We start from the raw sequence: 22,464 nt of genomic DNA on the forward strand, positions 1-22,464 counted from the left end.
GGATGCCCCATGACATCACATTGAGCGACGATCCGGCCCGGCTGGACCGCGCACGCATTCATGGCTGGCTAGCCTCGAGCTATTGGTCGCCCGGCATCGCCCGCGCGCTGGTGGACCGGGCCATTGACGGATCGCACTGCCTCGGCGCCTATCGCAACGGCACCCAAGTCGGCTTCGCCCGCATGATCACCGACCATGCCACATTTGCCTGGCTGAGCGACGTGTGGATCGATGAAGCCGCGCGCGGGGCTGGACTGGCACGCCGCATGGTCCAGTGGTTTCTCAATCATCCTGATTTCCAGGGCATCCGGCGTATCGGCCTCACCACGCTCGATGCGCATGGCGTCTATGCCCCGCTCGGATTCCGCAGTCCGCGAAGGCCGGACCGCTATATGGAACGGCTCGACCCCGCCTTCGACACGCTGCTGAATGGCGAAGAGACTTCGCCGCATGACTGACGGCCTGCGTCCGGATCTTGCGCTGATCGCGCGCCACGTCACCACGGGCTCTCGGGTGCTGGACGTGGGGTGCGGCGATGGCGCCCTCATGGCGGCGATGCGCGACGGAGCACACGCGGATGTGCGCGGGCTGGAGATCGATCCGGCCAATGTCGCCGCGGCCGTCGGACGCGGTCTGCCGGTCGTCCAGGGTGATGCCGACACCGACCTGGGCTATTATCCCGACAAGAGCTTCGATTTCGCGATCCTCAGTCAGACGCTCCAGACCACGCGGCGGCCTGACAAGGTGATCGAGCAACTGCTGCGCATCGGCAAACAGGCGTTCGTGTCCTTCCCGAATTTCGCGCACTGGCGCGGGCGCCTCTCGCTGATGTGGGGCGGGCGGATGCCGGTGACGCCGCTGTTGCCCGAGCGCTGGTACGACACGCCCAACATCCACCACCTCACCATCGACGATTTTCGGGCGCTGGTGCGTGAGCGAGGCTGGACCATCGATGCCCAATGGTTCCTCAACCATGGTCGCACGACCGGATCGGCCAATGCCAATCTGTTCGCCGAACACGCCGTCTTCCTGCTGCATGCCTGATGGGCGCCACACCATCCTTCCGAATTATGTTGCAGTGCAACAACGGGGTGGCCAGATCGCAGCAGGCGGTGCATAGGGCGTGCCACGAACAGAACAGCGAAACGACGAGATGACTGCTGCGGCCAAGCCCTTTCCCATGAACGAACGTGAATTTGTCGGCCTGATGGCGTCGATCATGGCGCTCAATGCGCTCGCCATCGATGCGATGCTGCCGGCCTTCCCCGCGATTCGCGCATCCCTGAACGTGGCCGATCCCAATTCGCTGCAATATATGATCACGGCCTATATGCTGGCCAATGCCGTCGGATCGCTGGTCGCCGGCCCGCTGGCGGACCGGTTCGGGCGCAGGCCGATGCTGCTGCTCAGCATTACCTTTTCGGCGCTCGGCGGCCTCGCCAGCGCGCTGGCGCCGACCTACGAGATGCTGCTCACGATGCGCGCGGTGCACGGCTTCTTTGCCGCGGGCCTGGGCGTGCTCGCCGTGTCCGTGATCCGCGATCGCTACTCGGGCGACACCATGGCGCGGCTGATGAGCGTGATCTTCATCATCTTCATGCTGGTGCCGGTCATCGCTCCCTCCGTGGGTCAACTGGTGCTGACCGTGGCATCCTGGCGCGAGATCTTCCTCGTCTTGGCGGCTTACGCCAGCATCGTGCTGGTGTGGACATGGCGCCGGCTGCCGGAGACGCTGGATGAAGACCAGCGCCAGCGCATTTCCCTGCCGGTCATCGCCCGCAACTGGGCGGCGGTCGTCAAGGATCGTCAGGGCCTGGGCTATATGCTCGGCGCGGGGATCATGATGGGCGGCATGTTCGGTTTCCTGAATAGCGCGCAGCAGATTTTCTTCGACGTGTTCGATGCCGGGGCCTTCTTCCCGCTCGCCTTCGCCTGCGTGGCAGGGTCGATGGCGGTGGCGAACTTCTCGAACAGCCGCATCGTCGAGCGCTTCGGTGCGCGCAGGGTTTCGCACCTCGCGCTCATCTTCTTCATCGCCGTCAGCATTGCTCAGCTGCTGGCCAGCCAGATGCATCCCGAGCCGCTGCTGCTGTTCATGGTGCTGATCGCGCTCAACATGGGCATGGTCGGCTTTACCGGATCGAACTTCGGCTCGATCGCCATGGAGCCCTTCGGTCACATCGCCGGATCGGCCGCCAGCTTCCAGAGCTTTGCGCGCATGGCGATTGCCACGCTGATCGGGGCGGCGACCGGACAAAGGTTCGACGGCACCACCCAGCCGTTGGCGGAAGGCTTCATGGCCACCGGTCTGGTCGCGCTCGTCTTCATCCTGCTGGCCGAGCGCGGACGCCTCTTCACCCGCCCGCGCCGCAACGCCATGCGGCCCCCACTGCCGCCGCGCTGAGCGGTCTCGGGCGAGCGCCGGACGAGCAACTGCGCCGTCCGTCCTTCATTTCCTGAGGCCCTCACCCTATCTGAATAGGGAAAGGCTGGCCCGTGCCCGCCTGCGGAGATCGTTTGTGCGCAAGGCAGTTCTCGGCCGTTTCGGCAACAATCATGGTCATTGGGTCGGCGATGGCTTCCCGGTTCGCTCGCTCTTTTCCTATCATGACCTTGGGCAACAGATCAGCCCGTTCCTGCTGCTCGATTATGCTGGGCCGCACGCGTTCGAACCGACGCAGGCGCGACGGGGCGTAGGACAGCATCCCCATCGTGGATTCGAGACGGTCACCATCGTGTACGATGGCGAAGTGGAGCATCGCGATTCCACGGGCAATGGCGGCATCATCGGCCCTGGCGACGTGCAGTGGATGACGGCCGCGGGCGGCATTTTGCACGAGGAGTTCCATTCTCCAGCCTTCGCGCGCGCCGGTGGTCCATTCCGGATCGTCCAGCTATGGGTGAACCTGCCCGGCAAGGACAAGATGGGGCCGGCGGGTTATCAGGCGATTTCGGCCGAAGACATCCCCACCCTCGACCTCGGTGCTGATACGGGTACCGCACGCATCATCGCGGGCGTACTTGGCGACACTCAGGGGCCGGCGCGCACCTTCACGCCAATCAACGTGTGGGATGTGCGGCTGAACGCAGGCGCGGACACGACGCTCGATCTGCCGGAGGGACACATTGCCCTGATCGTCGCGCTGAGCGGCCGCCTCACAATCAATGGCACCCAGCCGCTTGATGAGGCCGAGGTTCTGCTGCTGAGCCAAGATGGCAAGGATGTTCAAATCCAGGCCGCAGGTGAGTCGAGCCTGCTCGTCCTCACCGGTGAACCGATCGACGAACCGATTGTCGGCTACGGGCCCTTCGTGATGAACAGCGAAGCGGAAATCCACGCCGCGATCAATGATTTCAACAGCGGGCGGTTTGGCGCGTCCGTGTGATCACCGGTGTTGAGACCAGAAAAGGCCGCCTCAGAAAAATGGCGGAAAACCGCCAGAGGCAATTTTATTTCGGGGAGTCCGTGTCAGATAACGGCGCCTCAATAATAGATGTCTGCCGGACAACCGCGCCTCGAAAACAAGTCATTAAATAAAACTATTTAATTACAACAATCTACGAAAATATTTGATGGCGATAATTTGCGTCAGTTGCAAGTGCATTCGCCGCCGGGCCGACCGAGCACGGAAGGCGGGATATGACCCATCATTTCCATTTCAGTTGCGTGTCGACCAGCTCCGCTGCGTCCTGCTAGTCGACCTATCGACGCCCATGCACAGCGATTAGAATGATACGGTATATTATTTAAGGTGGACTCTAAGGATCATGGCGATGCCAAGCCTGAAAGGTTGCGCGTGAGGCCCCACACAACGGCCCCGGTCGTCTTCATTTACACGGCAAGAAAATAAGAACGTATGTTGAACAGAATGGCGGTGATGCTATTCTCACGAAGTGACAATCTCTGAACCGCCAGCCCCCATTCACGATTCTGACCCACCACCTTTCCATCAATTGGATTGGCCGCGCTTTGAACGTCTCATCGTCGACCTTTTTCAGGAAGAAGACGGGATTTCTTATAGTGAACTTCATGGAACACCTGGGCCGCAGACGGATTATGGCGTTGATGTCATTGCGAGACGCGCCGATGGCTCAGGGATCGAGATCGGTTCGTGTAAACGCTATCAGAGCGCGACGGCCGCCAATATCGCCAAATGGTCGACTGAGATGCTCGACCATTGGGACGACCGTTGGTCCAAACGGAATGTCCGTCGGTTCGTCCTCGCCACTTCCGCCACCAACCTCGCCAAGATTGATATTCAGGATCAAATCGACCTGGAGGTGGAGCGGTTCGCGCAGCTTGGGGTGCGATACGAGGTTTGGGGGCCAGCCCAACTTGTTCGGAAGTTGCGACCCCACCGCCTCCTGACCGCCGGCTATCTCAAAGAGCATTGGGCCAATTCCATCTGCGGCCCGGCGACCATGCCAGCGGGCCCGGTCTCCAGCAGCCCCTCAATGCTCAGTTCCGGCGCCGTCGTTCAGCTAGCGGAGCTTCAGGCCCTTTTATCGGGCGAGGTCTCGAAGCGTGTCGAAGCTGCCCTGAGCGATCTTCGCCAGGGCGATTATAGTGCCGTCAGACGCTTTGCCGACGAGATGCATGCATCCGATCGTTGGTCGCAGCTAACCCCGCAAGCGCAGGCCATGATCCTCAGGCTCGAAGGGTCGCTGGCGCTCTCCGAAGACGATATCCACACAGCTCAGACCAAGAGCGATCTTGCCGACGCTTGCCATGCGCCCGACGAACCCCGCTTGATAGCGCGGATTGCGGCCGAGCGCGACGGCGCAGAGGCAGGTATTGCCGTCCTGGGTGACCCGACATCGATTTCGGGCCGACAACTGCTTGCTGCCATGTTTCTCTCAACAGGGGCAGCAACTGAAGCGCGCGAAATCCTTCTTGCGTTGGACGAGGAGGCTCCCAACGACCCTGAAACATTGCGGTTGCTGGCTTTGGAACGGCTTGGAGCCAATCAACGGCTTGAAGCGCTTGCTCTGATCCAAAAAGCAGAAGCCTTGGCAGGCCCATGGCTCGCATTGCTGCGGAACGGAGCGACAGTTCGATATGCGCTCGCCCTGTCCCCCATCCTGGATTCAACCTGGCTTTTGGTGCCCAATCCGATCGATGGCGATCTTGTCCTCACGGATGAAGACGCTCAGGGCCATCTCGCAGCGGCCCTGCAGCAGCTCGACGCAATACCCGCTTCGCTCGTCACGCGGGATGATCGGCAATGGCGGCTGGCAATCCTTTCTAACACTCGCGGACGGCATCGTGAAGCCGGGGATCTGGCCAGGGAGATTTTGGGTGAGCAGCCGGGCGAGCCGATGGTTGTCGCCTGGTCTCTTATGCGCGGCTACGAGATTGATCTGGAGGCGAGCCGAATGGCTCTGCGATCAGCCTATGAGCACGGCGCCGACATACCAACGGTCAAGGTTCTCGCCATGCTGCTCGCGCAAGCCGGCGATCCACTTGGCGCGGCAGATTTCCTCGAACAAAATTTGGCGAGCCAGGGTGAAGCCAGCGCCGCGGAGGCCACATTCTACATTACCCGCTTCCGGGGAGAGGGGGAGGACCAAGCATCCGAAGCCGTCCGGAAGGCACAGGACGATGGTGATTGGGATGACGCCGAGGCCTTGCTCTCAGAGAGCCTGGCAAGCGATCCGCCAAAGCCCTTTGCACTCAGCATCGCCGAACTGGCAGCCAGCGAGGGCCGTTTCGCGATCCTCAATCGTCACCGCGATCGGTTGATCGCCTTCGGGACGGCAAACGCCATCCGCTTGGCGATCTACGCGGCTCTGAATTGTGGTGATCACAAGGAGGCGCTCATCCTCCTCGATACCCATGCTCGCGCATTCGGCAACGCTCTGCCCGCCGATCTTCAAACGCTCAAGGCCGAAGCGCTTGCACGCGCTGGTGATTTGCGCGGCGCGTTGCAAACGGCAGCGCGCTTGGCGGCCGATGGCGGGCTCGTCGATCAGCTCTTTGAAGCACAGATCCGAGCACGGCTTGGCAGCATCAGCCAGAGCGTCCCCCTCATACGCCGTGCACTGAGCGAGGGTGCACTGACCTCCACAGGGGCTTTACAATGGTCTCAGGTCCTCCGACGTGATGCACCCGATCTTGCCCGAGATCTCCTGCGATCCGCTCTGGCCAGCGGCATTGAGGAGGATCAGGTCTATGCCGCCTTCGGTCAATCCATTGACCTCGGTCTGGGCGAAGAAGGTCATCGGCTCATGCCCAAGATCATCGAGCGGGCGGCCGCGGGCGATCCCAGAATTGTCACGTTCGATATCGACGAGGCAAAGACATTCATCCAGAATTTGGTCGAAGATGGCGAGCGGATCGGCGCGCTTTATCGCTCCGGAGCGATACCCAGCCATCTCTATGCCCGCGGGGATGAGCCAACCCTGTTACGGCTCCATCTCGGCCTAAACGGCGTCGACCATCCCGGCATCCTGGAGCCACGTCTGATCCGGCATGGCGCCCGGCCGCTCGATCTCACTTTCGCTGGATCTTGGAACGACTGGCACATTCATCTCGACATTTCGGGCCTTCTGGAAGCCTATCGCGCCGGCCTTCTCGACAAGTTGGAAGCGCATCCCAATGGGCTTACCATCTCGTCGCATCTCCCCTCTGTCTTGCTACAAATGCGGCTTACGGTTTCCGGGTGTGATCACGAAGAAGCCGATGCTCTCCAAAAAGCGATCGGTTGCATCGATGCCGGCCTGATCGACGTCGTGGACTGGCTGGTGCCCGCAGAGCAGGCGGTGGAACTCGACGCGGATCAGGATAGCGACGTACCGACCTTATCCAAAATCGTTGGACCGCTTGTCTCTGAAGGGATCCTAACACGGTCTGAAGCGGCGGCGCTTGTCGGGACGGACATCGCGCCGGCGGGCGCGAACCAGCAACTCTCAGCCACCATTACTTTGTCCCTCGGCGCTCTCATTAGAATGGCGGCAACGGACGTGTTGGAACGGATCGCCATCGCGGCACGCATGGGGCGCGCATGCATGGCAACGCCGGCTTGGGCGAACTCAGCGTCGAGCCGCAGGAGATCCCGATCGGTCCAGGTCGTCATGCGACCGAAACATCGAAGGACGGCCAGGCTCGCCGGAATGTCCTCAATGCCTTGGTGCGGGCCTCGTCCAAGGCGCGGGCGGCGCTATGATCGACCATGAAAACAGGGCAGTTTGGATCGTCGCAGGAACAGTGCCGAATGCTCTGATCGGCAAGGTGGTGTTTGAAGACTCGGCGAATCTCGTCGAGCTCGCGCACGACTTTCGTCATTTTTGCCCGCGTTCCGGCATCTCGCAGGGTGTGCAGCGACGGCAATCGGCGAATTTCCGTTCCGTCCCGTGTTCGCCAGATCCCGGTATTGAGCGCGCCGATCGTATCCTCGATCGCCTGCTGAAAGGCGGGTAGAGAGCTTTCAGCCTGGAAGGGCGTTCGGAAGGCTGGCCGCTCGAACACTGCGGCCATGATCCGCAGGGTGTCCTCATCGGACAAGTCGGGAAAGTCATCGACGAACCGGCGCAGCTCGCTCTCGGCGTCTGGGAAAACGACACCCTCGACGAAACGCTGAAGCAGAAATTCCGCACGCAGCCGGAGCGCTTCTTCGAACTCCACCCCTGACCAGACATCGACGATCTGGATGCCGAGCTTACGACCGGCTGATTTTACACGATCGCGCTGATCGCTGGAAACGGCGCCCCGACAAACAAATTTGAAGGCGTCCGGCACGCCGCTCGGAGCGCGGCACGCCTTTTCCATGTCACGTGTGGCCTTCGCTTCGGTGAGGCTCGCGCGGTTGACGCACTGGATCACGGTGCTGCGAGGTTGCCAGTCTTCGAAATGTTCGATCCCGACAATGTCGCGACCGAGGTCACTGCCGGTCTGGCCATGCCATGCGAGATCGCTCCAACCTGCGCGCAGATGATAGGCGAAGACCAGACGCTCAAAATCCTGCCCGCCAAAATCCTCGAAATGGACGGGCCGGACAGTGCGGGCGATGATGCTTGTCATGGAGTCGCCCTCATTTCCGCGGCTCTCTGAGGAACATCGGATAGAAACTCGTCTGCGGCTTGAGCTTGAGCATATCGCCGATGGCGATGGTGTTCGCCTTGCGCCGCTCACCGCCAGCGGGCGTTATGACCTCGACATCGGGATTCTCGATAATCGCGCTGTGCACGTCATCCGTATGCGCCGGCGTCGTGTTGTAGATGCTCTCGTAAAAGTCGCCCACGCCAATGACGTCACCGGACCCAGAAATCAGCTTGGGGATGTCTGTCAGAAGCTGCGTCTTCGCCGCCTCGCGGCCGGAGAGATCGAAGAGATATAGCGACCCGTCTTCGTGCCTCGGGTCGTAGCTCAGCATGTTGAGCCCCGAGCGGCCGAAATGCGCCTGGGCACTGCTGTTCCCGTGCAGGATGTTGTTATAGACCTGACGAGCGCGGTAGAAATTGCCGAAGTGGATCAGCCAATATCGCCACCCATCGGGATTATTGATCGAGAACGGGCTGACGAAAGGCGCGCAGGTCCGGAAGGTTTCGAACACCAATCGCTCAGCTGCGCCGAGCCAATTGCTCTTGCTCATCGCGCCATTGAGCGTGCCCAGATTGGTGGCATCGATATCGAAGGGCCGAAGCTGGGCTGCTAGCTGGACCGGGTCAGACTTCTGCAGGAAAGACACCAGGGCCTCGATCGCGAAGGTGTAGAATATCTCGACCGAATGATAGGATCGCATGATGTCGAGCAGCGTCTGGCGCTGAACATGGCTGTGACCGCACTGGTCGAGGTTGAAGAGGACGTTGCGATAGCGACCTTGGTCGAGCAGCGCCTTCATCTGCGGATAAACGACCTCGAACGCTTCGGTCATGTACGCAATACGCAGATGCAGTTTGGGGACATTCTCCACGATCTCCGCCTGCAGAGGCGCGATGTTCGCCTTGAGCGCCTCGATCGCGTCTCGATTATGATCGTTCAGGATCAGTAGGCATTCGATCTCGATCAGCCCCAAGCCTTGCGCAGCGCGCTGGACGTTAACCGTCTCGATCGCCCGCTTCAGTTCCTCAACGAAGATCAGAGGCGAGCCGGCGGTGCCGCACTGATAGCGGCCGCCACCGGCAAACCCGTCGACGATCGCTAACCGGAACCGTTCCTGTTTGGGGAGCTGGCAGCGGACAGTCAGATACTCGGAGAAATACTCCCGAAGTATCTTGTGCTTGCGCCGCGAATGATCTTCCAGCGTCGCACCATCAGCCCACTCATACGGCTTTTCCGCCATCGTGCCCCCTTAGCAACGCCGTTCCCCTTGTGATCACATGGCACTCGCAAAGGCGGACGGCATCTCATCCCAGGTTTGTCCGCGATATTCTCTGCCGTTGGCCTTCTTCGACCGGCGTTTGTTGTCTTTGCCCCACGTTCCCCATTGCTTGAAGAAAAAAGCAGTTTCGTATTCTGTGCACTGGTGATGGATCTGGTCGATCCACTCCTCCCGGATCGGCCGGGCCGATCGGCCGCTCTCGCCGCCCACGATGGCCCAATGGATATCGGACAGATCGACATCTCCGACGGGACCGATCAATGGTTCGAACGACAGGAAGCGAATGGCTGCTGGCACCGTTCGAAGATGATCGATCCTGCTCACAACATCAGCATCTTCGACGCTAGTGCCCAACCATACATTGGGCAGGATATCCTGGATTTGGGTCGAGACGATGGATGCCATGCGCTCGGGGCGTTTGGTGAGAATCTGGTAATTGTGGTGCGGAGTCTCGCGCATGACCCGCCACACCTCAAGGATGAAGGCATCGCTCACCTGTTCGTGGAACAGGTCGCTCATTGAATTGACGAATATCTTGCGCGATTTTTTCCAGCGCAGGGGAATGGCGAGCGACGCCTGATCTTCCCGGACGACGCCGCTCCAGATGGTGCGCTTGCCGCTTCGCCGGGTCAGTCCGGCATATTTTTCCATCCGCATCGCTTCGAGCCGCTTCGCCATCTCCATGGCGTAGCAGTTCGTGCATCCGGCGCTGATGATCGAGCAGCCGGCGACTGGATTCCAAGTGGCGTCCGTCCATTCAATCTGCGTTTCAGCCATGCCGTTCTCGCTGCACAGTCCGGGCCTGGATTCGTGCGCCGATTGCCCGTCGCGCGGCCTTTATACCATCTGGAACATAATGGGAACACGTTGAAGCGGCGATATTCATGCCGCTTCGACCGCGTGAGCCTGGATATCGACGCCGAGCCGTTTGCGGACGGCACCAAAGATCGCGGCGAGGTTATCCATGCTCGGATTGCCTTTTTCGGAGAGCATCCGATGAAGGCTCTTGCTGGGCTTATTGGTTTCGACGGCAAGCGTCTCGAAGCCCACCGAAGCGTTCACAAGATCCCGCAAGATGAGGCGCGCAGTATGGGGCTCGCCATTGAGAAACAGCGTCGCCGCTTCATCGAGCATGGCCTTGGCGAAGGCAGGGTCACGCGCCGCGCGCTCCTTCACCGTCTCCTTGAAATCGCGGGTCAGTTCCATGTCGTCATCTCCTGCCCGGTGGCTTCGCAGCCGCCTTTCGGGCCTTGTATTCTGCCAGTAGCGCGCCGGCCCGGTCGATATCGGCCTGTTGCCGCTTCTTCGTTCCACCTACGAGCAGAATGATGAGGGTATCACCGTCCTGAGCGAGGTAGAGGCGATAGCCTGGTCCCCAATCGATCCGATACTCGCCCAGCCCGCCGCCGATCCATTTGACGTTCGAGGTATTGCCCATCTCCAATCGCAATGTCGCCGTGGCGACTTTCGCCGCCGCTTGCGGATCGAGATCGCCAAACCAGGACCCGAACGGATTTGAACCATCCTCCCGAATATACTCTTGAACGATCATCCAAACGATCCGATCAGTAACATATACGTTACCGCTTGTCCAGTAGGCTCTGACGGTCCCTCAAGGCATCGCAAGTAGCCAATGCCTATCGGCGGGGCCAGCGCGTATCTCAGCAGGCTGGGATTTGGAGGCGTTCGACGGAGCAATGAAGCTCGCCGCCCTGCCAACCGCCGTTCTGCAATCCGCGACTAATAAGGTGGATCGAGCACCGCCATGGGCAACGGGTCTAAATGGCCCCAGAACCGTCCACTCCCGCGCGCGTAGCGCAGGATATCGCCCGCCCGAATCCGGAGCATTTCGCTTGCCGGCGTCGGTGCGGGCGCCAGATCGTAATAGTCGAGCGACGTGCTGTCCCAAAGCAGTGGCGCAATCGCCTGCAGTTCCTTGCATGACCGACCTTCGCCATGACGGACCACATTGGCGACCAGATGCAACTCCTTGAGGTCATCTGCCATACCCGTTGCCGCCAGATCGAGGCCACCAATCCGCACACAAGCGGGAAGCGCCGTCTCCATGCTGCCGGCTTGCTCGCCATGAGCATGAGCCCAACGGCACAACTGGCGCTCGAACAAGCCGTCCAGGGTTAGCGCAAACGCCTTGGCAGCTTCATTGGCCGTGTGGTTGTCAACCTGGGCGGCGCATCGGGCCAAGAATTCGTCCATGCTGCTCGTTTCCCCCACCACAGGCGGGTTGTGTGCCGGAAGCTGATCCAGCGTCACGACGATCACCCGGCGATAGAGGCGATCGATATTGGCCTGGAATATGCTGGGCAGCTGATCGGCGACGTTCATGCCACGAGCATAGCGCGTGCTCCGCAGCCAACCAACGCTACCAATTTTTTGCTGTCGCCCTGCTCGGAACCAAGTGTAGCCTCCGCTGCGATGATGGTGCCCTCATGACCCTCGGCCGTTCGGGAATTCCTGACCACATACGAGAGTGGATGGAAGCCCGCGTGCGTGAGCGCGGTCCTGTGCCGATGACGGACCGGATGTTTGATCACGGCCGGAACTATCACGAATGCGCTTTGCGTTGCCTCGAATTGCGGGGAGACGGCCAGACCTTTCTGTTCCCGCCGGCCCTCGTATTGCTTGCGTTCGCCGTCGAGATTTACCTCAAGGCGCTGCTCACCATTGAAGGCAAGGCTGGCAAGGATCTCCACGGCCACGATCACAGTGATCTCTACGGTCGCCTCACATCCGATACACAGGCGACGGTCGCTGCCCGTTATCAGCAACGCTATCATCGGACGCTATCCGAGGACTTGCCGGGATATGCGGATCTATTCGTTAAGCACCGCTACGCTTACGAGTTGGAAGGTACGCATGAGACCGACATGTCGGGCGTCGCCCAGCTCGCGTCATCGCTGTATGAAGCCTTGACCGAATTGCGTCCCAATCTCGTTCGAGCGGGGTTGGTTCATGATCGTATCATCGCCTCGAATCAAGGGGTTCCGATAGTAGCCGGGCCTGCGTAAGAAATTACCGGCCCGCTAGTTCTCCGGTCAAAGATGACTGCTTATGAAATTGGTTATCAGCGCGCGGAACGGCAAAGATGAAGGCCTTGCGGTCGCAAGGTTTTCGTTCGGTCTGATCCCGGGAACGTCCGCCTATCTCGATCTGCGCTCCAAAGGAGACATTCGGGAATGTCCCAATGTTTGCCGATCATGCCCGCAACGTCACTGTGAACGAACGGCAAGTTTCGATGGCGCGATCTGATCCTCGGAACGACCGCTCTTGGGGCGGCTGCCGACCAGTGTCGGTCGTTCAGACCCGCCGACGCGAACGTCTGCTGCCGACAAAACCAGTTATTCGGGTCTCATCAGCCAGTCCGGCGGCACCCGCCCCTGCAATCGGACATCTGACACCTGTTCCGCTATGCCTGAAACCTGACATTTGTTCATCGAACGCATTCGGGTTCAGGTGAATCATCCGGAAACTTCCTCGGTGCAGGCCTGAATACGCGCTCGCTGGCCCGGGGCGATGCGGCGGTGTAGATGGCCTGCGTGGCCGTCACGACCATCATATTCGACACCGACTGCGTCCTGTGCAGCAAGTGGGTGCACTTCATCCTTGCTCATGAGCGGGATCAGGGCATCATGTTTGTGAGCGCCTGGTCACCGCATGGACTGGCAGTTGCCGCCCGCTACGGTCTAAATGAGGCGGAGTTGCAACGGACGTATCTCGTGGTCGATGACGGCCTCGGCTTGACCCGATCGGATGCCGGGCTGGCTTTGTTGCGCCATCTGAAACCGCCCTATAGCTGGTTGCGCGCCCTGCGCATCGTGCCACGACCGGTTCGCGACTATGTCTATGTTCTAGTCGCACGCAATCGCTATCGCTGGTTCGGAAAAGTCGACCGCTGCTTCGTACCGCCGGAAGCGATGCGGCACCGGTTCATCGACCGACCTTGAACTTCTCATTCTGCGCCCGAGCTCTGCTTGGCCGCGCGCCACGTCATCTGTAGGCCGCCGCTGGGACGAAGCGAGAATTTGGGTGCGGGCGTGACGATCCCATGGGTCTCCGACGGCACCCAGCGCTGCAGAAGTGTCGCGGTAACGAGGCAGGCCTCCATCATCCCGAAGCTCTGGCCGATGCAGACGCGCGGACCGTTGCCGAACGGCAGATAGGCATAACGCGGCCAAGACGCCTCTTTCAGGAAACGCGTTGGATCGAACCGTGTCGGCTCAGCGAACCAGCGCTGATCTCGGTGCAAAGCATAAGGCGTGATCTGGACGAGATCGCCTTTGCGAATGGTGAAGCCATCCATGGCGACATCCTGCACCGCCCGGCGCAGGAACAGCGAATACGCCGGCGGATAGAGCCGAAGCACTTCCTCGACCACCGCGCGTAGGATCGGCAAAGACGCGAGGTCATCGGCGACCGGCTTTCGTCCGTTGAGCGCGGCGGCGAGTTCCGATGTCAGCGACTCCAGCCAATCCGGAGAACGCGCGAGGCAGTGGAATATCCAGCTGAGCAATGCGCCGGACGTTTCATGGCCGGCGATCAACAGGCTCATCGCGTCGTTGCGGACAGCCTGCCGATCACCTTCATGCTGCTCGATGAGCATTGAGAGCAGATCGCCATGATCCTCGTCATCCTGTCGGAGGCGGGCATCGACGAGATCGCCGACCAGCTCGTCCATCACCTGCATGGCCCAGCGCTTGCGGCGCTTGGCGGCGAGGGGAAGCCATTCGGGAAGGGTGAACGGTGACGTCGATTCCCGGAATGCGGTGTCGGACAAGATCTGGATTGCCCGCTCGACCTCTTCGCCATTGACGGGCGGCGCACTGGCAAAGAAGGTGCTAGAAGCAATGTCCAGCGTCAGCCGGGCCATGATGGCGTCGGTGTCAATGCGGACGAGTCCGTCCTTATCGGCCTGTTTGGCGAGTCGGTCGCAGAGCAGCCTGGCGTGTTCGACCGCCTTGGCGCAATAGGCGGGGAGACGTCGCGTCTGGAACGCAGGCAACACTTTGCGCCGTCGTTCCCGCCAGGCGTCGCCTTCGGCGAGCAGCATGTTGTCGCCGGTCCACTGAGCGACGACTCTGGTCAGTTTCTCGAACCGGACGAAGCATTGCCACTGCTTGGTCAGCACCTGCTCGACATGATCGGGGTGGAACAGCAGCCATGATCGATAAGGCCCCAGCCTAAGCGGCACGGCGTCGCCGTAGCTGCTCTTCATATGGTCGTAGAAGGCCAGCTGATCCCGTTTGATCCGCAGCAGAAAGCCTAGGCCGAGGGTGAGGGTCCGGGGATGCCTGACTGAATCAGCCATGGTCCGCGAGCTCCACGGACGCCAGCTTTTCGCGCGACGTCGCCATATAGCGCATTGCCAGGATCGGGAGCAGCATCGCAGCGCCTGTCAGCGCCCACAGAAAATGGATGTGATTGACGGCTTTGGCGACTGCCGCCGAACCATCGAACCCCACGGTTTCGTCTGGTTCGGTGTAGCGGAATGGACTACCCGCTTCCGGCCGGAATTGCAGTCCCTGAGCCTGCCGCTTTTCCAGCCAACGCACCAGGCGCATCTGCCGGGGGTCCTCGGGATCGTAGCGCAGCGTGGCGGGTTTGGGGATCCAAGGCCGCCATCTAGGCCACCATTCCGGCACATTGGCGCGGTAGATCGGCCATCCCTCCGGAAAGCGGACGAGCAGGTCGTTGCGATGATGCCAGCGCACCATGCCGGCGACGAACACCCATGCCATCACTGAAGCGGACGCGACCCAGATATTGCCCAGTGCGAGGCCCATGACGATCCACGCCAGCGCAGTCGAAATCTGCATCGGGTTGATGACATAGGCAAACAACCCGGTCCGCACGAGCCGCTTGGTCTTATCGAGCGGAATGGGCGTGCCTTCGCCGTGCAGCACGAACATTTGCACTGCCGACAGACCGACGACAAAGCAAAGCCCCAGCAGCGGGAGGCAGAGCGCGATCAGCGATGCCGGCCGGTCCACAATGTCCCAACTCCCTCCCATCGCATGCATGATCAGCGACGGCAGGACAAGAAAGGCGAGGAAGCCGTATCCCACCGCCAGCAGGGCAGCGCGGCCCGGCAGATTTTCTTCTCGTGCTGTCCAACGGGCCAGATAGATGGCTGGAATATGCGCCACGAGGAACACCAGAATCACGCCCGGAAACCAATATGGCCCCGCCTCGACCAGCGGGCTCAGCGACGAGAAGATCGTCCCGTGCAATCCGATGATGATAGGCAGGACCAGGAACAGCGGTTTGACGGTGGGGAAGGCGAAATACATCACGGGACCGAACAATAGCGCCCCGCCGATCCAGATGTCGGCCGGCATGCCCATGACCATCAAAACCTTGCCGCCGTAGCGCCACCAGCCCAGGTCCAGCGCAAGCTGGTGCGTGACGAAGATCATCGCAAAGCCATAAAGGAACGAGAAGAGTCCGCCGACGATCTTGCGTTGGTCCGTTCGATTGGCGTGGGCCATGACGAGCACGGCGCCGACCGGGCCGAGGAAAAGCAGCCATCGCAACGCCCACATCATTGGCGCAGGCAGATCCACGTCGATCATCTGACCGCCATCCTGACGAGCGGATCGCGAATGGCCGCAGGCACGCGGGTTTCGAAAAGTTCCACGACAAGGAAGACGACGGGGAGACCGAGCGCGAGATAGAGCGCGACCGGCGGCAACATGACGATGAGGCATAGCTGCACCATCGTCCCGATCCGCATCAATACACCTTCGCGCGACCGGGCGGCCGGCATAAGCGACAGCAACAGGACCAGCAGCGCAGGGAAAATGACGGCGAGGGGAAAAGCGAGGAGGAGATCGGGATCGCCCCGGCGCACATGGTCATAGGCCGCTAGGACGCGCCAGACAAATAGTATGGCGGCCCAAGTCAATAGCAACGCCTTGAAGCCGCCCCTGATTGCGTACGTCATCCCCTGCATGCCCCCGATACATGCGCCCCAATTTCGTCTCGTCGCTTTGGACTTAAACTCTCACCAAAGCCTTGCGCAAAAGTCTTGAGCCGCTGCATGAATGTTTCTTGCAAGTATTAGCCGGCGAGCAATAGTGTTCAAAGGACGAAGGCGATCTCCGGCGTTGGATCAGTCTATGGCGGATATTCGACTTCTGTCCACCGCACCGATCCGGCGTGCGCTGGTCGGCCGGGTGCGGGCACTCTTCAATGATCGGGCTCGTGGTGAAGAGCCCGTCGTTCGCTCGAGCAATGCCCTCTTTCCTCGCGGTTCCGTGATCTGGCACGTGCATGGGATGTTACGACGATGATGGTCGGCAGCGTTTTGGCGGCCTTCGCCGTCGAAACGCGCACATTTTCCGGCGTCGGCTCACCATAGTCGCGGGAACTGGAACGTCTTGTGCGGTTATCCTTGACGAACTTCCGCTATTTGATTTGGTGAAGCCAAAAGCGGACTTTCCGGATCGTCCGACATTTCGGTCGCAGGAATAGCGAAGGCGCAAAATTGGGACGTAAGGCGCTCGCATAGCTCGCCGGACAAAAAGTGCGATAATAAGAATTATGTTAAATATCAATGATTTACGCCGTTTAGTTTAGCGTTTACGAAGTTCATCGGCAAGGTTTGGGACGTTCTGGACTGTCTGCTAGGTCGTAGACTCATTAGCGCGGAGCCATAGGCGCATTGAAGCGAGCTGTACCATGGCAAGGAAGTTTTCCGCTAACTTGTCGTAGCGAGTGGCGACGCGCCGGAAGTGCTTGAGTTTGGAGAAGAAGCGCTCGATCAGATTGCGCTCACGATAGAGCCGCTTGCTGAAGCAAGGCTTCCACTTTCGATTGGATTTGGGCGGGATATTGGGCGTAGCGCCCTGCTCCTCGATGAGCGCGCGGATGCGATCAGCATCGTAGGCTTTGTCAGCGAGCACGATCATATGCGGTCCAAGGTGGTTGAGCAGATCGTCTGCGACTTGGCCATCATGCGCCTGCCCAGCGGTCAGGCCGAGCCGGATCGGGAGCCCTTGCGCATCGACGACCGCGTGGATTTTGGTCGTGAGCCCGCCTCTGGAGCGACCGAGACAATGATCTCGATCCCCCTTTTTGCCGTCGCAGCCTGTTGGTGCGCCCGAATGGAAGTGCTGTCGATCATCTGGATGTCACCATCATAGGCGGCAGTGATGGCATCCATCATCCGATCCCACACACCTGCTTTTCGCCATCGCACGAAGCGGTTGTAGCAGGTGGTGCGCGGACCATAGCGCTCGGGAAGATCGCGCCACGGAGCGCCGGATCGCAGCGCCCAGAAGATACCGTTTAGGACGCGGCGGTCGTCAACACGCGGGACGCCTCGGGATTTGTTGGGCAGCAAGGGCTCGATCATGCGCCACTCGAAGTCGGTCAGATCATATCGGCTCATGCCGATGCTGAATCAGAAACCTCAGAAAAAGAAAAGGCTGAGGATTTCAGGCCGGGATATAGGTATGTTACTCCATCACAGTGGATCGCTCGATGCTGCCTGAACCTCTCAAGACGCAACTCACCAATCTGATGGATGAGTTACAACTGCCTCCGAGCACGGACGAGCTTGCCGGTGGTTGGCAACCGGCGCTGAAACAGCGATGGGCGGACTGGTTTGTTAGTTTCCGCGCCAAACTTGAACTGGGGGAAGACACTCCCCCGGGATGGGGTATCCTGAGGGCCATGGACTTTGACGGTGTATCGGACACCCCTTTGGCAAAGCACGCAAGCCGTGTTGGCCGTCTCATCGATCAATGGAAAAACCCGAATTAGCAGATCGCCTGCTTAATGGGTTCACGGCCTAATAGGTGCAGATAAAGCGAACCAGACGTTCAAATGCGGCGATTCCAGTGGCCGCCTTCGACCAGAGTCAGTCGTTCCCATTTCCCAGCAGGGTGACCGCTCACGCCAAAACCCGCCGCTAGAGCAATTCTTAGCGCCCAGGCAAAGCCGCCCCAATTTCAGACGTTCCGCTCCTCCCCTTTACATCCTGAAAGCGGCCATCCATTCATATGGCGGATTATGCCATTAACTGGGACATTGTCGCTATTCCCGAGCCAACGATCGGGCGGCAATGTTGGCGGATCTTCGGCTTAGCAGGTCTTCGGTTGTGGAAACCACAACCTAACGGCGCGTGAACGCCAGATGGACCAGATTGCAACACGATGCGCGTTTTCCATCGTCTGCCCCCCTTAACAGGGGGTTTCGAGCCTGCAGCAGAGGCTTTACCCATCTAAAAAGAGAAGAAAAACCGCGTGGGAAAATGGATCCGTAATCTTAATTTTGCTGTGTTGTTCGGAGTAGCTGGCTGAAGATCATTGCGACCCAGATCTTTAGCCGAGCGGCGGAGTTGTGGAGATGCCGCCAATTTACCCGTTCAATGCCCACAACGTATGAATTGCTTCCTGGAGCAACCCCAGCTTTCAGAAGCTGAGCCACGGAAGTGAACGCTGACTTGGCTGCTCCATGAATGCAGCGCGGTTCATGGCGCCCATCGCTTCAGAGTGCCAAGGTCAGCGCGCTGCGCCTGACCGCTTTTGATTTCGTTGACAAACCAAGTTGTCGCGGAAGGATGTTTTTTTTGGGAGAGTAACGTGGGGAAAATTAGTAGAGTTAAAATGGCTGCTGCAGCGATCGGTGGGCTTTTGACGGTAAATCCGGCCTTTGCGACGACGACCGTGTATCAGAGCGCTTATCAGACGGTCTCAATCGGATGGGGTGCTGACGCTGCGAAAACCGTGGGACAAACGTTCGTTGCTCCGGGCGATGCACTGTTGTCATGGTCATTCACTACCAGCAGCAATACTAATAACGGTTTGCGCTTCGTGGTGTTCGCGTTCGATCAAATAAATGGTCGTACTGTAGGCCCTGAGCTATACAGTTCTGCAATCGCAAATGTGGTGTACGAAAGAAATCAGGGTCTTCTCGAGCTTTACACGCATACGTTCGAGAATATCAATCTCAATCTGGCGACAGGTTATCGCTACGCCGCTTTTATTACATCCTTCGGTGCGCCAGAGGCGGATTCTTCTTATTATCTCGCTCTGGGCGCCACGCCCACCGCGCCCAACAACGAACAGCTCACTGGTAGTATCTGGTTCAGTCCAGACAATGCTCCGGCGACCAACGTCAATTATAGTTGGTTGAATGGAAAGCAGGCTAACGTCACCGCAGTCTTTGGAACCCCATCGTCGGCGGTAGCAGCAGTTCCAGAGCCTGCAAGCTGGGCGATGATGCTCGTTGGATTTGGTGCCATTGGTTTCTCCATGCGCGACCGCCGACGCAAATCAAGCGTGCGCTTCGCCTGAGACTTTACTCAGCGTATCCGTGAGGCCCGCAGGAGCAATCCGGCGGGCTTTGCTCTGTTCGATGTCTGTTAACAAGCGGGTTCAATCGCCTTTACAGGGCCGAGGTGATCCATCTGCGAGGACCATGGCGATCGCTCGAAGCCGTGGGATATGCCACGCTTGAATGGGTCGACGGGTTCAACAACAGGCGTCTGCTCGAGCTCATCGGCAATATCTCGCCAGCTTAACCCGAAGAACGCTACTACGCCATGCTGGACGACCAACCCATTGCTGCGTAACTTAAACCAAATGGCCTCCGACGAACCCGGCGCGGTTCAAGCCAGACAAGCAGCGCGCAACATATAAACCCCTTAAATTGGATGCCCGCTCCGAGGGTTGAGTGCAGGCGCGCAAAAACCCCCTGATCCGGGGGTGCCCCCCGTGTGCGTCTCATGGAATGTTGCGCATCTTGCGAGGCGGAACTGCCTTAGCAACCGGTTGGGGCAAGGGTTGATGGATGAGCTTTGCTTAAATGAATTCAGGTCCGCTCCCAAATGGGACAGTTGCTCAATCAAACATGGCAACTGCGAGAACAAATACGGTTCTACATTTGAGTGCTTGCTGTAACGGCGAAGCTTGATTTCAAGAACGCGTCGCGAACATCAAGCAGGGGATTTGCGCTTGTGATAGGTCGGCCTGCCGTTGCTTTTATTGTCGGTTTGGCCACGCTGGCTATCCTGCTCATTGTGAGCGGCCAGCTCGCGCGGTCGCTCCCGAGTTATGCGATGACCTTCCAATCGGAACCCGATGGACCGCTTCTTGTCGCCGTGATCGAGGGATCACCCCAACCCCTCGCGGCGCCGTTGCGGGTTGTCAGGATCACAGATCCGAGCACGGGTTCCAGCATCGCGCCACTTGGCTACGACGACGCCGTTCGCCGCACCGAGCGTTTGATCACGCCCGAGGCGATCGCCAAGCAGGACAGTCTCGCAGCGATGGCGCAATCGGGCGATCTGCAGTTCATTCTTCGCGATAGCAACGGTCACGATGTCGAACTTGTACGCCAGCGCCAGCTGAACCCACTCGGATTGCCATTCTGGATTGCGGCTGCTTCGGGAATGCTGGGCGCGCTCATCGCATTGTGGGTTTTGGTGCTGCGGCCGCACGATCCCTCCGCCCGCGCTATTGCCGCTGCAGGTTTCGCTCTGTGCTTCGCCGCGCTCCCGTTCGCCGTGCTGGAAAATGGAGAGATGATCGTAGGCGGCGCCTTATGGCGGCTGCTCGTGACGATCAACTGGATGGGCGCCCATGCTTTCGGCTTGGCGCTTGTTGCCTATTTCACCTGGTTTCCAAAGCCGCTCGCAACTCGGCCGTTGCGTCTGGTTAGCATCACTGCACTGGCAGCTGTTGCCCCTCTCATGGCCGTTTTCGCTCAGAGCGGTCGCTTGACTTATGATGACGTGTCGCTCGTCATCAGCGCCGATTTCCTGATCATCGTTGCACTGGTCGTTTTGCAATGGCGCCGCTCCCGCAGCCACCCACTCGGCCGCGCCGCGTTGCGGCTTGTTGGCAGCGCCACCGTGATCAGCCTTAGCCTGTTTTTGCTGATGACTTACATGCCCCCATTGCTCGGCGCATCGGCAGAGTGGGCAGATCCGCTCGCGTTTGTGTTGATGCTACCGCCCTTTGTAGCGATTGCCATAGGGGTAACGCGAGGATGGATGTTCGATCTGGATCGCTGGGCCTGGCGTCTGTTTGCATCCGCCCTATCCCTGTTCCTGATCGTCGCGGTCGATGTCATCTTGCTGCTCGCCACCAGTCTCGCGCCAGATACGGCGACAACGGTTGCGATGGTCGTGGGCGCTGCAATCTGGATTGTGATGCGGCAGAAGCTGCTTGAGAGCTTCTTTGCTCGTTCGAGGCGGGATGGCGCAGCGCTGCTCGCGCAAAGTGGTGAAATTGCCCTTGGTGCGACGGAGGCGGAGCGGTTCGAGCGCTGGCAGCAGGCGCTGGAAAACTGGTTCCGTCCGCTCTCGGTCGGTCCATCGGATCATGTTGGTCAGGCGACACTCGAAAATGCGGGTGTGTCATTGCTGATCGGGGCGCCACCTTTTGGCCCCGCGCTGCGATTATATGCCGCCAATCATGGCCGAAGCCTTTTCCACAGCGGCGATGCCGAGCTGGTGAACACCCTTTCTCACCTTTGCCAGCAAACAGACGCAGCGCGCCAAGCCTATGACCGGGGAATGTATGAGGAACGCGAGCGGATCGCGCGTGATCTACACGATGATGTGGGTGGCCGATTGGTAACAAGCCTTCATCGAGGATCGTTGGACGATGCGCGCAGCGATGTGCGAGGCGCCATCAAGGAAATGCGTCAACTCCTTGCGGGCCTGCGAGGCGGACGGCGCTATCTCTCCGATGTCGTCGCGACTTGCCGGGTTGATGCGGGCGATCGTCTCGAGGCCGCTGGCATCACGCTCATATGGCCCATGCTGGCAATCACGACCGATCATTATGTGCGCTATTCCGTCTTCCGCGCTGTGGAAGCGACCTTGCGGGAAGCAGTTACGAATGTGATCCGCCACGCGAATGCCGGGAAGGTTGAGGTCGCCATCGCAGTCGCGCTCTGGGATGGGCACCCTACGCTTAGTATAGAGTTTATTGATGATGGCATTGGCCTTCCAGCATCCTGCGAGGAGGGGCGAGGCTTTTTCAACATGCGCAAGCGGGTCGGCGAGGTCGGCGGCACTGTCACTCTTAGCTCTCAGCAAGGGACGCAGATTGCCATGCGTGTCCCGCTCGACATGCTCCCCCCGGAACAGGGGGCATCAATGCGGAGCCGATGA

General features: G+C 59.7%; 20 protein-coding genes and 1 pseudogene. 11 read left to right on the top strand and 10 right to left on the bottom strand.

The annotated features are described in order from the left end of the window. Positions 1-2 precede the first annotated feature (2 nt). The 5 genes from M2333_RS13240 to M2333_RS13260 all read left to right on the top strand — a co-directional run bounded on the left by M2333_RS13240 (position 3) and on the right by M2333_RS13260 (position 7,176). Positions 3-458, top strand: coding sequence for a GNAT family N-acetyltransferase (locus M2333_RS13240; RefSeq protein WP_264612626.1), 456 nt, complete (start codon positions 3-5; stop codon positions 456-458). Then, complete coding sequence (gene metW / locus M2333_RS13245) at positions 451-1,044, top strand: methionine biosynthesis protein MetW (protein WP_181561002.1); 594 nt, start codon at positions 451-453, stop codon at positions 1,042-1,044. Before M2333_RS13240 ends, metW begins: the two co-directional genes overlap by 8 nt. A 136-nt stretch (positions 1,045-1,180) precedes the next feature. After that, complete coding sequence (locus tag M2333_RS13250) at positions 1,181-2,404, top strand: multidrug effflux MFS transporter (RefSeq protein WP_264576970.1); 1,224 nt, start codon at positions 1,181-1,183, stop codon at positions 2,402-2,404. 115 nt (positions 2,405-2,519) lie between these two features. Further along, a complete protein-coding gene (locus tag M2333_RS13255) occupies positions 2,520-3,386 on the top strand; it encodes a pirin family protein (RefSeq protein WP_264612068.1) in 867 nt (288 codons plus the stop codon). A 568-nt stretch (positions 3,387-3,954) separates the two neighbouring features. Continuing rightward, positions 3,955-7,176, top strand: coding sequence for a restriction endonuclease (locus M2333_RS13260; RefSeq protein WP_264612069.1), 3,222 nt, complete (start codon positions 3,955-3,957; stop codon positions 7,174-7,176). Here the strand turns inward: M2333_RS13260 and M2333_RS13265 are convergent. The 6 genes from M2333_RS13265 to M2333_RS13290 form a co-directional block, all read right to left on the bottom strand. Next, on the bottom strand, positions 7,073-8,020 hold the full coding sequence (locus tag M2333_RS13265; RefSeq protein ID WP_264612070.1) for a hypothetical protein: 948 nt from the start codon (positions 8,018-8,020) through the stop codon (positions 7,073-7,075). The two genes, M2333_RS13260 and M2333_RS13265, sit on opposite strands and share 104 nt — an antisense overlap. A 10-nt stretch (positions 8,021-8,030) precedes the next feature. Then, positions 8,031-9,281 carry a three-Cys-motif partner protein TcmP gene (locus M2333_RS13270; protein ID WP_264612071.1) on the bottom strand — a complete coding sequence of 417 codons (1,251 nt, stop codon included), beginning with the start codon at positions 9,279-9,281 and terminating at the stop codon, positions 8,031-8,033. Positions 9,282-9,314: 33 nt separating this feature from the next. Continuing rightward, the gene (locus tag M2333_RS13275; RefSeq protein WP_264612072.1) at positions 9,315-10,097 is read right to left on the bottom strand and encodes a phage Gp37/Gp68 family protein; all 783 of its coding nucleotides are present in this window, start codon (positions 10,095-10,097) and stop codon (positions 9,315-9,317) included. A gap of 105 nt (positions 10,098-10,202) precedes the next feature. Continuing rightward, positions 10,203-10,526, bottom strand: a complete 324-nt coding sequence (locus M2333_RS13280; protein ID WP_264612073.1) for a DNA-binding protein — start codon at positions 10,524-10,526, stop codon at positions 10,203-10,205. Positions 10,527-10,530: 4 nt separating this feature from the next. After that, a complete protein-coding gene (locus tag M2333_RS13285; protein ID WP_264612074.1) occupies positions 10,531-10,872 on the bottom strand; it encodes a type II toxin-antitoxin system RelE/ParE family toxin in 342 nt (113 codons plus the stop codon). Between the two features lie 188 nt (positions 10,873-11,060). Further along, entirely contained in the window at positions 11,061-11,663 is a 603-nt protein-coding gene (locus tag M2333_RS13290; protein ID WP_264612075.1) for a hypothetical protein, read from the bottom strand. A 104-nt stretch (positions 11,664-11,767) separates the two neighbouring features. On the opposite strand from M2333_RS13290, the gene M2333_RS13295 reads away from it, so the two are divergent. Next, positions 11,768-12,346 carry a hypothetical protein gene (locus tag M2333_RS13295; RefSeq protein WP_264612076.1) on the top strand — a complete coding sequence of 193 codons (579 nt, stop codon included), beginning with the start codon at positions 11,768-11,770 and terminating at the stop codon, positions 12,344-12,346. A 528-nt stretch (positions 12,347-12,874) separates the two neighbouring features. After that, positions 12,875-13,282 carry a thiol-disulfide oxidoreductase DCC family protein gene (locus M2333_RS13300; RefSeq protein WP_264612077.1) on the top strand — a complete coding sequence of 136 codons (408 nt, stop codon included), beginning with the start codon at positions 12,875-12,877 and terminating at the stop codon, positions 13,280-13,282. Between the two features lie 5 nt (positions 13,283-13,287). On the opposite strand, the gene M2333_RS13305 is transcribed toward M2333_RS13300, so the two are convergent. The 4 genes from M2333_RS13305 to M2333_RS13325 all read right to left on the bottom strand — a co-directional run bounded on the left by M2333_RS13305 (position 13,288) and on the right by M2333_RS13325 (position 17,727). Then, entirely contained in the window at positions 13,288-14,643 is a 1,356-nt protein-coding gene (locus tag M2333_RS13305; RefSeq protein WP_264612078.1) for a cytochrome P450, read from the bottom strand. Then, on the bottom strand, positions 14,636-15,907 hold the full coding sequence (locus M2333_RS13310) for a methyltransferase family protein (protein ID WP_264612079.1): 1,272 nt from the start codon (positions 15,905-15,907) through the stop codon (positions 14,636-14,638). The genes M2333_RS13305 and M2333_RS13310 overlap by 8 nt, the downstream gene beginning before the upstream one ends. Next, on the bottom strand, positions 15,904-16,287 hold the full coding sequence (locus M2333_RS13315; RefSeq protein WP_264612080.1) for a hypothetical protein: 384 nt from the start codon (positions 16,285-16,287) through the stop codon (positions 15,904-15,906). The genes M2333_RS13310 and M2333_RS13315 overlap by 4 nt, the downstream gene beginning before the upstream one ends. A 673-nt stretch (positions 16,288-16,960) precedes the next feature. After that, a protein-coding gene (locus M2333_RS13325) for an IS5 family transposase (protein ID WP_264612081.1) occupies positions 16,961-17,727 on the bottom strand; the annotation gives its coding sequence in 2 pieces (ribosomal slippage) (positions 16,961-17,415 and positions 17,415-17,727; 768 coding nt in all). A 92-nt stretch (positions 17,728-17,819) separates the two neighbouring features. Between M2333_RS13325 and M2333_RS13330 the strand changes: the two genes are divergently transcribed. From M2333_RS13330 to M2333_RS13345, 4 genes and pseudogenes are all read left to right on the top strand, one after another. Continuing rightward, on the top strand, positions 17,820-18,101 hold the full coding sequence (locus tag M2333_RS13330) for a hypothetical protein (protein ID WP_264612082.1): 282 nt from the start codon (positions 17,820-17,822) through the stop codon (positions 18,099-18,101). An 845-nt stretch (positions 18,102-18,946) separates the two neighbouring features. Continuing rightward, entirely contained in the window at positions 18,947-19,636 is a 690-nt protein-coding gene (locus M2333_RS13335; protein ID WP_264612083.1) for a PEPxxWA-CTERM sorting domain-containing protein, read from the top strand. An 83-nt stretch (positions 19,637-19,719) separates the two neighbouring features. Next, positions 19,720-19,863 (top strand): annotated as a pseudogene (locus M2333_RS13340) (IS3 family transposase); the annotation flags it as partial. A 366-nt stretch (positions 19,864-20,229) separates the two neighbouring features. Further along, positions 20,230-22,464 carry an ATP-binding protein gene (locus M2333_RS13345; protein WP_264612084.1) on the top strand — a complete coding sequence of 745 codons (2,235 nt, stop codon included), beginning with the start codon at positions 20,230-20,232 and terminating at the stop codon, positions 22,462-22,464.

This window comes from Sphingobium sp. B11D3B (assembly GCF_025961735.1).
Classification (GTDB): domain Bacteria; phylum Pseudomonadota; class Alphaproteobacteria; order Sphingomonadales; family Sphingomonadaceae; genus Sphingobium.

Bases quoted from the DNA above. Each gene is read 5' to 3' on its own strand.
- M2333_RS13275 (WP_264612072.1), bottom strand. From the start codon at position 10,097: ATGGCTGAAACGCAGATTGAATGGACGGACGCCACTTGGAATCCAGTC.
- M2333_RS13290 (WP_264612075.1), bottom strand. From the start codon at position 11,663: ATGAACGTCGCCGATCAGCTGCCCAGCATATTCCAGGCCAATATCGAT.
- M2333_RS13265 (WP_264612070.1), bottom strand. From the start codon at position 8,020: ATGACAAGCATCATCGCCCGCACTGTCCGGCCCGTCCATTTCGAGGAT.
- M2333_RS13335 (WP_264612083.1), top strand. From the start codon at position 18,947: ATGGCTGCTGCAGCGATCGGTGGGCTTTTGACGGTAAATCCGGCCTTT.
- M2333_RS13305 (WP_264612078.1), bottom strand. From the start codon at position 14,643: ATGGCTGATTCAGTCAGGCATCCCCGGACCCTCACCCTCGGCCTAGGC.
- M2333_RS13240 (WP_264612626.1), top strand. From the start codon at position 3: ATGCCCCATGACATCACATTGAGCGACGATCCGGCCCGGCTGGACCGC.
- M2333_RS13285 (WP_264612074.1), bottom strand. From the start codon at position 10,872: ATGATCGTTCAAGAGTATATTCGGGAGGATGGTTCAAATCCGTTCGGG.
- M2333_RS13270 (WP_264612071.1), bottom strand. From the start codon at position 9,281: ATGGCGGAAAAGCCGTATGAGTGGGCTGATGGTGCGACGCTGGAAGAT.
- M2333_RS13280 (WP_264612073.1), bottom strand. From the start codon at position 10,526: ATGGAACTGACCCGCGATTTCAAGGAGACGGTGAAGGAGCGCGCGGCG.
- M2333_RS13310 (WP_264612079.1), bottom strand. From the start codon at position 15,907: ATGATCGACGTGGATCTGCCTGCGCCAATGATGTGGGCGTTGCGATGG.
- M2333_RS13315 (WP_264612080.1), bottom strand. From the start codon at position 16,287: ATGCAGGGGATGACGTACGCAATCAGGGGCGGCTTCAAGGCGTTGCTA.
- M2333_RS13295 (WP_264612076.1), top strand. From the start codon at position 11,768: ATGACCCTCGGCCGTTCGGGAATTCCTGACCACATACGAGAGTGGATG.
- metW (WP_181561002.1), top strand. From the start codon at position 451: ATGACTGACGGCCTGCGTCCGGATCTTGCGCTGATCGCGCGCCACGTC.
- M2333_RS13250 (WP_264576970.1), top strand. From the start codon at position 1,181: ATGAACGAACGTGAATTTGTCGGCCTGATGGCGTCGATCATGGCGCTC.
- M2333_RS13330 (WP_264612082.1), top strand. From the start codon at position 17,820: ATGCTGCCTGAACCTCTCAAGACGCAACTCACCAATCTGATGGATGAG.